Genomic DNA, 16,446 nt, shown 5'->3' on the forward strand with positions numbered 1-16,446 from the left:
TCCTTACAGATAGTTGTTGGGAGTGGACAAGATATGAGGGAATATAAAATTTTTTTAATTCGAGAACCACTGTCTATAGAATTTTATGGAAAAGAGCATAAAATATATCAACTAGTATATGAGTATTATTATTCATCTATTGAACTAAGGAAAATAATCGAAAAACAATTAGAATATATAACAGAACCAATACCTTTATTCGAGCTACATACATTTATTCGCAAATTTGATTCTCAACAGATCTACTTTTATGAGGAAACTGGAGAGTATCTTCTCGAACTTGATGATGGTGCAAAAGCTCAGCTAAAACTTTATCCTCACGAACTTATTTTATATGCAGAAGGATCATTAGAGGCAGAAACAATATTCTTTGAGCTATTAAGAAAATTTCGTTCAACATTCATTGCAATTGATGTGAAGGATCAGCGATTTGGCTGGCTAAGACCTATCGCCTATCAAAAGTATATTTAAAACGATTAAATTGCAGTTTGCTCTTGTATAAACTGGTTAGTTTTAGTAAAATTGTTTCTAGATGATTTTAAGGAGGAAGCAATAAAATGTGGGTATACTTTCTAGTCGGCATCTTAGCATTAATTGCAGGTGTAGCGATTGGATTTTTCATAGCTCGTCAATATACAATGAACTACTTAAAGAAAAATCCACCAATTAATGAACAAATGTTAAAAGTAATGATGGCTCAAATGGGACAAAAACCTTCACAAAAGAAAATTAACCAAATGATGAAGGCTATGAACAACCAAACAAAATAATAAATCCTTTTAAAATATAAGGCTTTATGGCTTGTTTTGAAATAAATATTGAACATATTCTTTCTGGAAGAGGCTCTTTTAAGTGAATCCTACATCAAGAATTTGTAATTATTTAAATCATGAATCATTATACAATCTGAAACCACTTATTCTGTTGGAATTAACCAATGGGCGAGTGGTTTTTATGTTTTTAGAGAGAAAAATTTTTATGATTACCAAAAAAAGTTAGAGGGAAAAGTTAAAATAAAAAAACACCGACTTTCGCGAAAAGTTGGTGTTTTTTTATTTTTTTTCTTGAATTTTGCATTTAGAAGAATACTGCTTATCCTACAGTTTTTTATACAACATTCCAATACAGTACTTTGTTAAGAAATACTTATTCATTATTTAAGTGTAAATTCCTTAATCATTAATACTTAGTTAAGTTATTTTAGAACAAATATTTTTATACAAAACATATCAAAATCCATAAACAATTGACAAATACTTCAAAATAAAATCGTTTAATACGTCGATTTCTAACTAATTAACAAGTTATACGAAGGAGAAAGTCGATAAAAAAGTTTATAGTAGTTTCAATATTTGTCAAATTACTCATTATTAAAAGATTAGAATTGTTAACAAATTATTAAATATTTTATAGTGTTTTATCATATTTATGCATTCTCGTAAACTATCAATGATTTCGATTCATTAGTAAATTGTTAGGTTAATCTAAAAGATCGATTTCATGAAAGGGGAGGAATTTTGGCAGGTTGTTTGCCGATTTATGACTATGTGTTTTATAACTTTAAAGGGGGGATGCAAGTATGCTTTTAGCTTGATCAGGAGGTGACGATATAAAAAAAAGAAATGATGACATTACATAATTGAAAGGGCAAATTCGAAAAAGAAAGCTACATAAATAATAGTTTACAAGTGAGAGGAGAATCATTTTGAAGCGTAGAAATAAGATAGCTGCATTATCGACCACTTTAATGATTACGATGTATTCAACAGCCGCATTTGCTGCAGAACCAGGTCTAGATAAAATGCCCGGACCATTGGATCCGCAGTCTTGGGTGAATCCAGAGGATATGACCTGGAATGATTATAAACCAGTCCCTGGTGTAAATTGGAGTACCGATAAGAGTATTCAACCGGAAACAAACCTTAAAGGGGCTCTAATTTTGGTCGATTTTCCGGGTCAGGATTTTATCTTGACCTTGCCTAAGGGGAAAGATCTTATCGGTAATCCACAAGTAAATGCCGTTCCTCGCGAAAAACTCGGGGAGTTTTGGACAAATTACTTGAATGTTCCAAGTGAGCTAAATCATTATCAGACAATCGATGGTTTTTGGAAAGAGAACTCATATGGAAAATGGGGTGTAACCCTTGATTCTTATGGACCTTACCGTTTGGATAAATACGAATTTCAGTATGGGCTTGACAGTTTTAATCCTGGCTCCCTGCCAAGTAATTATAAAACTGGGAATCTCTTCCAAGATGGCATAAATGCTGCAACAGCCGACATAGTCGCATCAGGAAAAAACTATGACTTCGCGTTCATTGTACATGCTGGCTATGATGAATCAACCGTTTGGCAAGAACTGGGAGAAATGAAGTTTATGAATCAGAACTCGGTGCCTGCTGAATTTGGGCCACCGAAGAATTTAACTGGATTTGAGATCATGTCAAACTGGGCAAAAACTCGTTATGTACCTTGGACTTCGTGGTTTGCAGCAAAATCTATTTGGTCTGCTGCATCGAGTGCAACATTAAATGGCAAATCGATTCGTGTTTCGATTCAAGGTGAAAGTGATGGTATGTCAACATTTGCTCACGAATTTGGTCACCTTAAGGGTCTGGGCGATAACTATAATAATGCAGCTTTAGATCCTCGAACCTATGCGGGGTATTGGGAAACGATGAGTCGTGGGTCATTTAATGGACCAGGTGGAACGCATACCCGCTGGATGATTCCGGCAACCCTTGGTTCATCGTTACCGGCACCACATACGCTTCGAAATAAGATGAAACAGGGATTTTTATCCAATGATGAAGTACAGCAGCTCAACCGTGATGAATTAAAAGAGACTGGTCCGGTGTTTGCGGATATTATCGCACGTGAAGTACCAATTGGCAGTAAATTCGGCCGAAGCGGACTCCATGGGATCAACATCAGTATGACTGATTTAACTCCAAGCAATTATCTAAGCGGTGACTGGCGTAACGATATGATCGGCAACGTAAACAATGCTAAGTACAATAACTACACCCTTGAAGTGGTAGACCGAGTTGGTGCGGATTCCTTTGCAGCCGATTCAGGTGTATTGATTTCCAAAACGAAAAATGCGGAGACTGCCCCGTTTATTTGGCCAGTTGATTCACATCCTGAAGATATCGCATTGAAGGACTTTACAAAGCCTGACGGTACAACAGTTTCGGTTACAAAAGGTGACCCAAGGCAAACCCTGGATTCATTATTCCATGCAGGAAATGGGGCTAGTTTGGTCGGCGGAAAATTCGATGGTTCTATTCGCAAAGACGATGTTGTCAGTGAGTACATCGATCCATACAATAAACTTCAATTCTACATTTTAGGGAAGTACAAAGGCAATGACGGTGTACTACATTACCAGGTTGCCGTTCGTAATACGGAGGGCTCAGGTGCCTATAAGCGCGGGGTAAATGTAAGCGCTGGCACTATACAACCGGCTGTAGCGGGCAAAGTGGCAGTTTATCATTTTAATGTTACTAATACCGGCGAAGCAAAGGATCTTATTCGTGTTAACGCTTCTGCAAGTGATGATTGGACAGTTCAACTTGATAACAATGTTGTAGCAGTTGAACCGGGTAAAACCGTTGATGTACCTGTGTACGTGAAAATTCCTAAGGGTATGACAGTTCCGGCCAATATTAACTTTACGGCAACTTCAGAAACAGACTCAAATCAAAGCGCTAACGATAGCAATCTTTTGCTAAGCAATCTTAATGCAACAGGTTTAAATTCTATTATCGATAGCTTCAATAATGCGGGAGCCTTCAAAGCAGGATCTGCGCAAGCATTAAAGGCACATTTGAATTCAGTAGAACAATTTGAAAAGAAAGGTTCTGCGGATAAGGTTGTCAAACATATTAATGATTTTAAAGGTTTTCTAGATAATCAAAATGCTTCGAAAAAGGTTTCCGCAAAAGCGTTTAACAGTTTAAAAGCGTATGCGGATGCAATGATTGAGGTTTGGAAATAGGATCGATTCACTGTTCAAGGTAGAGTAACTTTGCCAGAGAAATGGAAGAAAACTAAAGTGTGAATCCTTCATAAAAAAATGAGAAAACATTTAGTCCATACAATAATAAGTAAAAATGAAACCACTTTCTATTGGATAATGAAACAATGGGAAGTGGTTTTTTTTGTGATAAATTAACATAATTAAAAGGCTCCGATTAATTATCGGAGCCTTTAATGTATACGAACTATTTAGAACCTTAGAGTGAACAAACTTTAATTGTTTTTTTAAAATTTATCAATTTCATCCTTTATTTTTCTATTCAAGTTCAGTTATAAACTACTTTTTTTAGAACGTTTTGGTAAAGTACCTGTGGGCTTGTTCGTTAAAAAGGGGCTTTTCTGTTTTTTATCACTCATTTCATCATCTCCCATACATAGCTTTGTTCAAATATATTATTTGTATGGCTAATCTATGAAAGTTTAAAACATTTTATATTTATTCGTTGATGCGACTAGCTTTTAAGCGATTTAAGGCTTCGTCACTTCTTTTAAATATTTCTCTAGTGAATAAAGATGGAGATGTTCGTGGGGTAGTTCGAGTGGCCTTTTCATGTAAGAAGGGAGACTTAACTCTACCGTGACCATTTACATTCGCCACTAAATTTGTATTTGTTGATCCTGTTTTATTTGGCATTTTCCCACTCCTCTTCAAACTAATAGCATAATTCTATCAAACTTATATTTTATAATCTATATTATTCTCTGTTACTCTGAATCACTTTGATGAGGCTTTTTTAACCTACTATGTATCAGAGACAAATTAATTACGTGATCAACGTCGATATCTAATATAGGTTCTTTTTGCGAGTCTATAGAAATTACTACTGGAAAAATTTTTTCAAGATATGGAATGAGAGCAATCTGTTCGTTAATTTGAATTACCGTTTTTTCATTAAGTAAAGTGAGTTGTTCTTCAGTAATGTTAATTCCCAGAACAGCACCTATTTCTTGTTTAAAGTTAATGTCTTTGTCTTTCTTAAAAACAGTAATACTATGTCTGTAAATTTCACCATAAGTAAACAAAAAGTCTTACAAACTTTTCCGATAACTTTCAATCTCATTCCATTCTTGTGTCTCAAATGAGGAAATTTTCATCATATCAAGTATATCTGTGAATTGTAGACTTCTATTTTGAGTTTGAACGATAATTTTTTTCATTACATCATTGACGCTTTCTACTTCATTGATTTGTTCCATTGCAGTGCCACCTATTTTCTTAATGGTAGGTGTAAGGAATAAAGCTAAATCTACAAAGATGAACATTCCTGCTAACAATGTGAAGTGTTGCCACTCATTTACATTGAAGCCGCTTTGTTTAAGCAATAACACAGTTCCTACAATGAAAAAAAATACCATGTTATCCTTAGGTTTTGTTTTTGATTTTTAAAAAACTTTTTAAATGCCCAACTTGTGTATAATATGATGGCTAAAAACACGGTTAGTATAAACCATTTATTTTGTTGGGAAAAATTAATTATATAATCTCCAAACACAACATTTAAAAGGAATAGTAGCAATATTAGATGATTGGGATCAAAATTCTTTTTCTCGTAGTTAATAGATTTTTAGATTTATCTCGAGTATCTTCCATAATTCACCTCTATATATAAATTTTACCACAGAAAGGAATGATTATTATGTCTACTTATTTCTATTTTTTGTCATTCCAGTTAATCTTTATAGACTTGCATAACTTTGGTTTTACCGAAAATTAACAACCATTTTAAATGAGCAAATTATTAAAAAACATTTAAACTTTATGTTATAATGAACACTATGTTTTGAGTTTTCGAAATATTTTAAAATTAGTTAATCAGCATTGCGGGGGTGAAGGAATGTCAGTTTTTAAAGATTTGTTTTGGTTTTTCAAACAAGAAAAAAGAAGCTATGTATGGGGAATATCTCTTTTAGTAATCGTTGCAATTTTAGAGCTACTACCTCCGAAGGTTATTGGTTATGTAATTGATGAAATGGTAAAAAACTCACTTAATAGTAAAAACTTACTTTTTTGGGTAGTGTTAATCTTTATTAATGGGTTACTTCTTTATGCATTTCGATATTGGTGGAGGAGATTAATATTTGGTTCTTCTTTAAAATTAGCCAGACAGCTTAGGGATGATTTATATAATCATTTTTCAAAAATGTCTCCATCGTTTTATCAAAAAAATAGAATTGGAGATTTAATGGCTCACGCAACAAACGATGTTCAAGCAGTACGCGAGACAGCTGGGGCTGGGATCTTGACTTTTGTTGATTCCATTATTTTAGGTGGATCGGTACTAATTATGATGGCGGTTTCAATAAGTTGGAAGTTAACGCTTATTAGTCTTTTGCCATTACCTGTTATGGCCATTTTGACTCAATATTATGGTAAATTATTACATCAACGTTTTCATTTAGCGCAAGAATCATTTTCAGAATTAAATAATAAAGTTCAAGAAAGTATGAGTGGTTTAAAGGTTATCAGAAGTTTAGGGCAAATAAAAGAAGATGTAACCGCTTTTAAAAATCAAGCAGATTTAGTAGTGAAATACAATATGAGAGTTGCTAGAATTGATGCACTTTTTGATCCAACAATCATGTTAGTCGTTTCGATTTGCTATATTATTGCGGTAGTTTATGGTTCTAGATTAGTTATTGCAGATGATATTACTGTTGGTCAATTAATTACATTTGTGACTTATTTAGGAATATTAATATGGCCGATGCTTGCAATTGGTTGGTTATTCAATATTGTCGAAAGAGGCCGCGCTTCTTATGATCGAATACGTTCTTTATTGAATGTTGAACCTGAAATTCAAAATAAAAAAAATGCATTAGAAAAACTTCCGATGGGTGAAATTACTTATTCAATTGATTCATTTAAGTTTAATAAAGAATCAAATTTTGAATTAAAGGACATTTATTTTAATGTTCAAGAAGGTCAAACAATTGGAATAGTTGGTAAAACTGGTCAAGGAAAAACAACGCTTTTAAAACTTTTATTGAGAGAATATGAAGTAGTTAACGGGAGTATTTCAGTTGGCGACTTAGATATTAAAGATACAACTTTATTGTCTCTTAGATCACATATTGGTTATGTACCTCAAGAACATTTCTTATTTTCTTCATCAGTTAAGGAAAATATTGCGTTTAGTCAAATTGATTCTTCAATCGAAACAGTGCATAAAGCTGCCGAGATTGCTAATATTCATGCGGATATTTTAGAATTCCCGTTAGGCTACGACACGATTGTAGGAGAAAGAGGAGTCTCATTATCTGGTGGCCAGAAACAAAGAATTTCAATCGCTAGATCTTTAATTAAAAACCCTAATATTTTGATATTAGACGATTGTTTATCTGCGGTGGATGCAAAAACAGAGGAAAAAATATTACATTCTTTAAAGGATGAAAGAAGTGGGAAAACAACATTTATTACTTCTCATCGTATGAGTGCTGTCATGCATAGTGATTTAATCATCGTTTTAGACGAAGGAAGAATTATTCAACGAGGTAAACATGACGAATTAGTTCAAATTGATGGTTGGTACAAAGAAATGTTTGAAAGACAACAACTAGAAGAACTAGTAGAGCAAGGAGGGAGATAAAATGAATCAGGAGATTGAAATCGATGCTACAAGGCAGAAAAAAGATTTGATACGTCTTCTTTCATTTCTAAAAAAATATAAAGTTTTACTGACTTTTGCATTTATTTTCTTATTCCTTGCAACAGCATGTGAAATGTATGGTCCAATTTTAGTTAAAAGATTTCTAGATGATCATTTAATGAAAAGGTATTTTCCAAAAGATACAATCATAACGTTATTTTCTATATATGTTGCAATAACAATCGGAAAAATCATTTTATCATATTTACAGCTTTTAATGTTTCAACAAATTGCTTTTAAAGTTGTTCAAGATATAAGAATGAAAGTTTATGAACATGTACATTCATTAGCATTTTCGTTTTTTGATAAAACGCCAATTGGAAGTATTGTATCAAGAATTACAAATGATACAGAAGCTATAAAAGATTTTTATGTTAGTGTGCTGGCAACGTTTATCCAGCAAATTGTCTTTTTAGTGGGAATCATTATTGCGATGTACTCATTAGACGCTAAATTAGCAACGATTTGTGTAGGGTTAGTTGTAATTGTTTATTTTATCATATTAACCTATCGTAAAAAGAGTTTTCCATTTTTTATGGAAACTAGAGGGCAGTTAAGTAATCTAAATGCTAAATTAAACGAACACTTACAAGGTATGTCAATCATACAAGCATTTAACCAACAAAAAAGATTACAAAATGAATTTGAGGGAGTTAATAAATCTCACTATAATGCAGGTGTAAAAACAATACGATTAGACTCTCTGTTTTTAAGACCAGCAACTGATTTAATTTATACAATTGGTATAATGTTTGTTCTTAGCTTCTTTGGAATTACTTCTTTTAGTAATCCAGTTGAGATTGGTACAGTCTATGCATTTGTAAGTTATTTAGAAAGATTTTTTGAACCGATCACGCAAATGATGATGAAATTATCTCTATTACAGCAAGCTGTTGTATCTTCATCCAGAGTATTTGACTTAATGGATGAAGAACAAAAAGCTCCTACTAAAGTAGGAACTGACTTACCAAAAGTAAAAGAAGGAAGTATTGATTTTAAGAATGTTTCATTTGCATATGACGGGGTGCATAATGTAATTCATGATATATCATTCTCAGTTAAACCTGGTCAATCAGTGGCCTTTGTTGGTCATACAGGAAGTGGTAAGTCAACAATCATGAATCTATTATTACGTTTTTACGATGTGAAAGACGGAGAAATTCAGATCGATGAACAAAAACTATCAACATTTGAAGAAAGTGAATTACGTACTAATATCGGATTAGTTTTACAAGATCCTTATTTATTTGTTGGAGATATAAAAGGGAATATCTCTATGTATAATAACAAAATAACTGAGAGAGAAATTAAAGAAGCATCCGAATTAGTTAGAGCGAATGAATTTATTGAAAAATTACCAAATGGTTATGATGAGGCAGTTGTTGAAAGAGGTTCAACATTATCAAGTGGTCAGCGTCAATTAATCACGTTTGCTAGAACGATCGCAGCTAAACCTACTATCCTTATTTTAGATGAGGCAACTGCAAATATTGATAGTGAAACAGAAGAAGCAATTCAAGAAGCTTTAACAGAGATGAGAAAAGGTAGAACTACGGTAATCATCGCTCATCGTTTATCAACAATTCAAGATGTTGATTGCATATATGTATTGCATAAAGGCAAAATCGTAGAAGAAGGCAACCATCAACAGCTTCTTGCAAAACAAGGATTGTACTATAATATGTATCTATTACAAAATAAAGGTTCTTTATTATTGGCCGAGTAATGAAAAAGTAGCTAGATTTTCTAGCTACTTTTTTTTATTTAGAACTATATTCAGGAGGATATTAATAAAAATTAACCCATAATTAATAAAACCATAAAGTGCTGATTAATAGATCCAATGCGATTGTCATTAGTTTGATGTTTAAAATTATTCTAGTAATCTCTGATTAACATAATTTTTTTAATATGCATTGGCGTTTTAGTGTACAAGTGGGAAATTTTTCTGAAATGTACTAAATATTTTTAAAATAATTATATTATAATAATTAAAATCTAATTAGAATACATAATTAATATTAAAAACTTAATAAACTTTTTCTAATTTGATTCAATTATAGTAAATTTAAAAAAGGGAAATATTACTAAAAATATTACTAAATTTGTTGTAATTGTTCGGAAATTGTTGGTTTTTAGCTATTTGTATCGAATAATATTCCTTTTGTTAGATTATTTCGAGAATTATAATCGATAACAGAGAATAGATTTAGTATTTTTGAATTTAAACAAAAAATTAAAGGATATTAAATTATTATTCTACTATACTAGTCTTTCGATATTGAAGTTAGACGTACCCAACAAGGAGGAATATGCTTTGAAAAACTGGAAAAAACCATTAATGACAGTAGCAGCGGCAAGTTCTTTATTATTAGTTAATGCACCAACCTTTAAAGTAGCTGCACAAGTAAATAAAGAAGTAGCCCAAGGTACAGGGTCTGCTGTACTTGACGGAACAAATTATTTTGGAGACATGGATCCTAATACTACTTTATCAATCGATTTTGTTTTGAAACTTCAAAACAAAGATGATTTAGAAAAATATATAAAGGAAACAGTTACACCATACTCTCCTCATTATCGTAAATATTTAAGTGTTGATGAATTCAAAGCTAAATATGCACCAAATCCAGCTTATATCCATTCCGTTATGTCTTACCTGCAATCATATGGTATTAAAGCTGATGTTCATGCAAATAATTTAACAATTACAGCAACAGGAACAGTAGCTCAATTAAACAAAGCTTTAAATGTAGAATTAGAAAATGCTAGTTATAAAGGAAAAAGAATTCACTCTACTAAAAAGAATCCAACTTTACCAAAAGTAATTTCAGATAATATTTTATGTATTTTAGGTTTAAATAATTATTCAAATTTAGAATCAAGAGCTGTTAAACAACCAACAATTATTGATAAGAAGGATGTACCAACTGGTCCACTGAGTTTAACACCGCAAGATTTACAAAGTCATTACAATGTTAATCCACTTTATAAAAAGGGTGCAGATGGTGCTGGCCAAACAATCGGTATTGTAACTTTAGCAGAATTTAATACAGACGATGCATATAAATTCTGGGATAATATGGGGATTCAAACAAAACCTAATCGTATTAAAGTAAATGAAGTAGATGGCGGTTCTGGCTGGGATGGTTATGAAGAAACTACTTTAGATGTACAGCAAGCAGGTGCAATTGCTCCTAATGCAAATATTAATGTGTATGTAGGTCCGAACTCGGATACTGGATTTGTGGATGCGTTTTCGAATGCAATTAATGATAATGTAGCAAAACAAATTTCAGTAAGTTGGGGATCAAGTGAACTAAGTATTGATTCATACGTACAGCAACAAATGGAAGCACCAGAGTATGAAGATACATTTAATCAGCTATTTATGCAGGCAGCAGCACAAGGTATATCGATGTTTGCGGCAGCTGGAGATGCAGGTGCTTATGATGAAACTAGAGGTGCAGAAAAAGCATTTAAACTGACAGCTGATTTCCCAGCAGCAAGTCCGTATATTACTGTAGCAGGTGGAACGACATTACCTTTCCAATTCCACTCTAACTCAACAGGTGTCGATGTCAAAGTAGGTGAAGAACGTGCTTGGGGATGGGATTATCTACACGATTATTACAAAGCTAGAAAACTACCAGATGCTAACTTAGTTAATGGTGGTGGTGGAGGTTTCAGTACTCATTTTGAAACTCCAGATTATCAAAAGGGAGTTAGTGGAGTTAACAGTTTTACTGCAGTAGATGAGTTTACTATTTCACCAGATTTATCAAATGTAACATACAAACAACCAACTGTTATTTCAGGAAAAGGTACAGGCCGTAACCTTCCAGATTTATCAATGGCTGCAGATCCATATACTGGATATTATGTGTATTTAAGTGAACCAGGTAAACCAGGTACAAATTCTGGATATGCTGTATTTGGTGGAACTAGTTTCGTATCACCTCAACTGAATGGGTTATCGGCGCTAATTAATAGTGCAGATCACACTCAAGTTGGTTTCTGGAATCCGCAAATTTACCGCTTTGCACAACAAAGCTCATCACCTTTCACGCCATTAAACAAATCAGGTGCTGAAAACGATAATCTATTCTATTCTGGTACACCAGGTACGCTTTATAACCAAGCTACAGGACTTGGAATACCTGATGTAGCAAAATTAGCTGATAAATTCAGTACGTCAGATAAATAAATTTAAAAAGAAAAAGTCGCATCTATTTGCGACTTTTTTGTTGTTATTATGTGAAGAGTAAAAACTTAAGTAATTAAAAGTTTGATCGTTGAAAATAGATTATAACTATAGATAATTAACTAAATAAAATAAAGTTTCATCACTAAAACCGTTCCTATTGCTCCAAAAACAACGAAAATGATATGTAATCTAAGTAATGATAAGATAATTGCAACTAATCCACCAATTAGTCCGACACTCAGATTTCCCTTTTGAACACTTAATATTCCTGGGAAAATTAATGCACCCAATGCAGCATATGGAACGCCTTTTAACCAAGAGGATACCCAGTTTGGAAATTGAATCCGATCAACAATAAATACTGGAATAATTCGGGGAATCATTGTCACTAAGCACATACCTAAAACAAGTAAAAAGACAATCATTCTTTGTGATCTCCTTTCATTAATACAATTGCAAGTAAACTAGCAAGAATGGAAGACAAAATTAATGACCAGCCTTGACTTAAAAAAGATGAAAGGATGAAATTTAGTAGCATACTCACTAATACGATTAAACAGGCTCTCCAATTTGTACGAATGGCTGGGGTTAATAACCCGATAAACATAGCGTATAAAGATATTCCCATGCTTTCGCTAATAATCTTTGGAATAAGTTTAGAAAAAACAACACCTAAAATAGTTCCGCTTATCCATGTACAATAAGCAATTGTATGTAATGTAATTAAATAAGTGGATGAATAACTTGCTGAACTGCTTTTTTTACCTAATGTAGTAACAGCAAAATTTTCATCTGTTAGTGTGATAGATAAGTAGACTCTATGCCAAAATGGTAGGGTTTTAAACTGATGATTAAATGATAGACTCATAACAAAGTTCCTAAAATTTAAAATAAATGTAGCGATATAGATCTGGAAAAAAGTAACTCCTGCCAAATACATGGATAATCCCATAAACTGGCTAGCTCCAGCATAAACAAGCGCACTAAACGAAAGAGTATTTAGTACATCAATGTCAGCTTGCTTTGCAATTAATCCAAATGTAAAAGCAACAGGTAAATAGCCAATAATTAAAGGAACTGACGCTAAAAATCCGTCTTTCATTTCCTTACTACGATTCGCTTTTGTGTGTGTAGTTTTTGATTGTTGCAAAACAGTAGACATGTTAAGTTATAAACTCCCTTCAATTAAAATATCTTTTAGTAAAATAAGAACAATAAAGTGTTCAATAGATGAGATGGCAGCTATTTAAAATCTTTTCCTTCACCTTATGTTTGAAAAAGGATTGGCCACCAAAGATTGTCATATGATTATACTATAAAATTAAGAAAATTTTTATAATACTAAAAATATAATTTTTTTTATATTTAAGATCGTTTATGAATTTTTCATTTAAAGTATATTTGAAGTTAAAAAGAGGGGTTTTTTGGAAATGCCATTAAAATTTTTTGACTTATTCATGAAATTTATAAATTATAGGTAATATTTTCCAATAATAAATGATAAGGATTAATAATAAAAACATACTTGGCCATATTTTTTTTAACATTTTTCCACCTTAGTAATAATTTAGTTTATTAACAAGTGTGCCGAAATTTTAGTGAAAATATTCCATTTTAATCACTATTCTACAATTTTTGGTAATTAACGAATTGTTAGAGGTTCTTAAAATATGTGTACAATGCGGTCTATTAACTACTTTTAATACTAAATAAAAAGCAATTCTGTTATAATGTTAACTAGAATGTAAAGATGAGAAGGGATGTAAGTTAATGGGGGATTTAAATATTGGTATTGCATTTGGAGCGGGATTTCTCTCCTTTATTTCTCCATGTTGTCTACCGATTTATCCAGCGTTTTTATCGTATATTACAGGGGTATCTTTAAGTGATTTACAAAATGAAAAAAGAATACATAAAAGTAAAACTTTACTACATACTTTGTTCTTTTTACTAGGTTTTACAATTATTTTTATTGTTTTAGGTTTTAGTACTTCCATAATTGGTTCTTTTTTTATGCGTTATCAAGATTTTATTCGTCAAGTTGGTGCGATTTTAATTGTATTTTTAGGATTAGTCGTGACGGGTATTTTTCAACCGAAGTTTTTAATGAATGATCGAAGGCTTCAATTTTCAAAACGTCCTTCAGGATATCTTGGTTCTACTTTAATTGGATTAGCATTTGCGGCAGGTTGGACACCTTGTACTGGACCAATCTTAACTTCAGTATTTGCACTTGCTGTAAGTAACCCAGGTTCAAGTTTATTTTATATGTTAGCATATACACTTGGATTTTCTATTCCATTTTTTGTTTTATCGTTTTATTTAGGCTCACTAGGTTGGATTAAAAAGTATTCACATAAAATCGTCGTTTTTGGTGGGTATATCATGATCATAATGGGAATCATGTTATATTTTGATTGGTTAACTAAAATTACAATTTATTTTACTAGATTTTTCGGTGGATTTACCGGATTTTAAACTTTATTTTCCAATGTAAAAAAATCGCAGGATTTGAAGTTATTGGATTTGCATCGATGTGGTAGAAGCAGTATTATATAATCAGTTTATAAGATTAGAGAACAAGGGTTGCCAAGATTGATGGCTTTGTATTCACAAAAACTGTATTAATAAGTTTTTTGCATATAAGTATTGTTATTCTTTAAGATTGAGAAAAAAGGTAGTGAAAAAAATGAGTAAAGATATGAGTATAATTTTTAGCACAGTTTTAGCAACTTGTATGGCTTTAGGTGTAATTGTCGTTAGATTAAAAGCTGCTAAAAAGCCAACAAACTTAAAAAAAATAATTTTACCTCCATTTTTTATGAGTAGTGGAGCTCTAATGTACTTAGTACCAGAGTTTAGATTAACTGGTTCTGAAGTATTAGAAGCTGTTTGTATGGGCGTATTTTTTTCGTTATTTTTAATTAAAACGTCTAAATTTGAAATTGTAGATAATGAAATTTATTTAAAAAGATCAAAAGCATTTGTCTTTATCTTACTTGGTTTATTAGTAGTTCGAATCGTGATGAAGTTATATTTAAGTTCATCAATCGATGTAGGCCAATTAAGTGGTATGTTCTTCTTATTAGCATTTTCAATGATTGTTCCTTGGCGCTTAGCAATGTACAAATCATATCAAAAAATGAGAAGACAGCTTCCGTCAAATACAATTATTACATGAAAAAACGTGTACCTTCTCGGTACACGTTTTTATTTTGCAAGTAAATGCTTATAATCAGTAAAATCGATTTCCTTTTCCTTTAATGTTTTAACTAAAAATGCATGATCACGTTTAGGGGTTGCTTTAATATAACCTTCAATAATTAAGCCTTGAGTAATTTGCGGAGCGTTAGCTATTAGAGCTAACTCACCAATTTTTCCTGCTATTTTATCTCGAGCTATATCTCTAAATAAAGATGGAACAGGTTTTACTAATTCTTCAAGTAATACTTTCTGTTCAGTTGACCATAAATGTCTTGTTTGTTGTAAATACTCTTCCTGCCAATCTAAAATCGATTTCCCATCCTCTTTAGGTAATCTTTTCAAAAACTTTCTGAACATAAAGTATCCGCCGATTGACATCATTCCTAACAAGAAAATTGTCCACAAGACAATCATAATTTGAGAAAAGAACGAAAACATATGTATCCTCCTTGTATTAGGTAAACATACCACTATTATAGTAAGAAAATATGACAAGTATCAAGCAAGTACATATGTTTTTTGTCAAAAAATGACCATTTATTTTTAAGTACTAGTTTCATTTTAAGTATTTGAATCATATAGTAGAAAAAATAAAGAAAAAAGTCGTAGAGGAGGCGAAAGAATGTGAAACAAACTAAATTCTCTTCTCACTTTACTTTTCTAAGTGTTTTATTTTATATGGCCGCAAGCTCAATATTCCTAGTCATTCTGTACAAGTTAATATCAATGCTAGTAGGAAATGGAAATGAAATTAAAACTTATTTGCAAATCGCTGTAGTCGTAATTGTTTTAAGTATTACAGCTTTCCGCCTAATTAGAAGTGATATTGTCTTAATCCAGGATGAAATTATTATTCATAAAGGCATTCTAACAGTTAAACTTAAAGTCGATGATATTACAGAAATAAAGCAACTAGTCGAAGTTTATGGAAAAAATAAAGAAATAATAACTTTATTAATTCATATTAACGAGTCAGTACAACCAATTATGTTAACCCTCGAAAATCCAAAAGCTTTTATAAGAGAACTTTTAAATTTAAATTCTGATATTATATTTGATGAAGAATTGATTATTTTAGTAAATAAAAATAACTAATATATGAAAGCCAAGTTTATTTAAATGTAGACTTGGCTTTTTGCTTTTTATAATATTGGATTCGATATAGAGTAAAATAGGTTGTTGATTTTCTTATGCAACGAACTGGCAGATTAGTTGCATAAGGATTACCTTTAAATGAGGTTATTTACTATTGAAATACGCTTCAAATTTCTGTTGAAATTTACAATTAAATACGTGATAAGGTAGAAATGAAGAATATGATTAATTAAAAAATGATGTGATGGAACT

Annotated in this window: 13 protein-coding genes and 1 pseudogene; 9 read left to right on the forward strand and 5 right to left on the reverse strand. The window is 31.8% G+C overall.

The features are described 5' to 3' along the window. Positions 1-33 precede the first annotated feature (33 nt). The 3 genes from sirA (at position 34) to ACFVR2_RS19750 (ending at position 4,000) form a co-directional block, all read left to right on the forward strand. Complete coding sequence (gene sirA, locus ACFVR2_RS19740) at positions 34-471, forward strand: sporulation inhibitor of replication protein SirA (protein ID WP_069032347.1); 438 nt, start codon at positions 34-36, stop codon at positions 469-471. Between the two features lie 86 nt (positions 472-557). After that, positions 558-770 carry a YneF family protein gene (locus ACFVR2_RS19745; RefSeq protein ID WP_056476721.1) on the forward strand — a complete coding sequence of 71 codons (213 nt, stop codon included), beginning with the start codon at positions 558-560 and terminating at the stop codon, positions 768-770. Positions 771-1,705: 935 nt separating this feature from the next. Next, entirely contained in the window at positions 1,706-4,000 is a 2,295-nt protein-coding gene (locus ACFVR2_RS19750) for an FIMAH domain-containing protein (protein ID WP_387365610.1), read from the forward strand. A 477-nt stretch (positions 4,001-4,477) separates the two neighbouring features. Here ACFVR2_RS19750 and ACFVR2_RS19755 read toward each other — a convergent pair whose 3' ends face one another. Both ACFVR2_RS19755 and ACFVR2_RS19760 read right to left on the reverse strand, forming a co-directional pair. After that, positions 4,478-4,675 (reverse strand): hypothetical protein, encoded by a 198-nt coding sequence (locus ACFVR2_RS19755; RefSeq protein WP_387365613.1) that lies wholly within the window; start codon positions 4,673-4,675, stop codon positions 4,478-4,480. A 71-nt stretch (positions 4,676-4,746) separates the two neighbouring features. After that, positions 4,747-5,397: pseudogene (locus tag ACFVR2_RS19760) on the reverse strand (type II toxin-antitoxin system SpoIISA family toxin). Positions 5,398-5,876: 479 nt separating this feature from the next. On the opposite strand from ACFVR2_RS19760, the gene ACFVR2_RS19765 reads away from it, so the two are divergent. From ACFVR2_RS19765 to ACFVR2_RS19775, 3 genes are all read left to right on the forward strand, one after another. Continuing rightward, positions 5,877-7,628, forward strand: coding sequence for an ABC transporter transmembrane domain-containing protein (locus tag ACFVR2_RS19765; protein ID WP_387365616.1), 1,752 nt, complete (start codon positions 5,877-5,879; stop codon positions 7,626-7,628). A 1-nt stretch (position 7,629) separates the two neighbouring features. After that, entirely contained in the window at positions 7,630-9,414 is a 1,785-nt protein-coding gene (locus ACFVR2_RS19770) for an ABC transporter ATP-binding protein (protein ID WP_387365619.1), read from the forward strand. Between the two features lie 591 nt (positions 9,415-10,005). Further along, a complete protein-coding gene (locus tag ACFVR2_RS19775) occupies positions 10,006-11,895 on the forward strand; it encodes a S53 family peptidase (protein ID WP_387365622.1) in 1,890 nt (629 codons plus the stop codon). A 119-nt stretch (positions 11,896-12,014) separates the two neighbouring features. Here ACFVR2_RS19775 and ACFVR2_RS19780 read toward each other — a convergent pair whose 3' ends face one another. Then, positions 12,015-12,320: an AzlD domain-containing protein gene (locus tag ACFVR2_RS19780; RefSeq protein WP_387365625.1), complete on the reverse strand. Its 306-nt coding sequence runs from the start codon at positions 12,318-12,320 to the stop codon at positions 12,015-12,017. Then, positions 12,317-13,057, reverse strand: a complete 741-nt coding sequence (locus ACFVR2_RS19785) for an AzlC family ABC transporter permease (RefSeq protein ID WP_387365628.1) — start codon at positions 13,055-13,057, stop codon at positions 12,317-12,319. Before ACFVR2_RS19785 ends, ACFVR2_RS19780 begins: the two co-directional genes overlap by 4 nt. Before the next feature lie 608 nt (positions 13,058-13,665). Between ACFVR2_RS19785 and ACFVR2_RS19790 the strand changes: the two genes are divergently transcribed. Both ACFVR2_RS19790 and ACFVR2_RS19795 read left to right on the forward strand, forming a co-directional pair. After that, positions 13,666-14,373 (forward strand): cytochrome c biogenesis CcdA family protein, encoded by a 708-nt coding sequence (locus ACFVR2_RS19790; RefSeq protein WP_387365631.1) that lies wholly within the window; start codon positions 13,666-13,668, stop codon positions 14,371-14,373. 223 nt (positions 14,374-14,596) lie between these two features. Further along, positions 14,597-15,076, forward strand: coding sequence for a CcdC family protein (locus tag ACFVR2_RS19795; RefSeq protein WP_056477344.1), 480 nt, complete (start codon positions 14,597-14,599; stop codon positions 15,074-15,076). A 29-nt stretch (positions 15,077-15,105) separates the two neighbouring features. Here ACFVR2_RS19795 and ACFVR2_RS19800 read toward each other — a convergent pair whose 3' ends face one another. Next, on the reverse strand, positions 15,106-15,537 hold the full coding sequence (locus tag ACFVR2_RS19800) for a DUF2621 family protein (RefSeq protein ID WP_387365634.1): 432 nt from the start codon (positions 15,535-15,537) through the stop codon (positions 15,106-15,108). A 186-nt stretch (positions 15,538-15,723) separates the two neighbouring features. Here ACFVR2_RS19800 and ACFVR2_RS19805 point away from each other — a divergent pair, with 186 nt between their 5' ends. Continuing rightward, positions 15,724-16,194, forward strand: a complete 471-nt coding sequence (locus ACFVR2_RS19805) for a hypothetical protein (protein ID WP_387365637.1) — start codon at positions 15,724-15,726, stop codon at positions 16,192-16,194. Positions 16,195-16,446 lie beyond the last annotated feature (252 nt).

This window comes from Gottfriedia sp. NPDC057991 (assembly GCF_042886615.1).
GTDB lineage: Bacteria > Bacillota > Bacilli > Bacillales > Bacillaceae_G > Gottfriedia.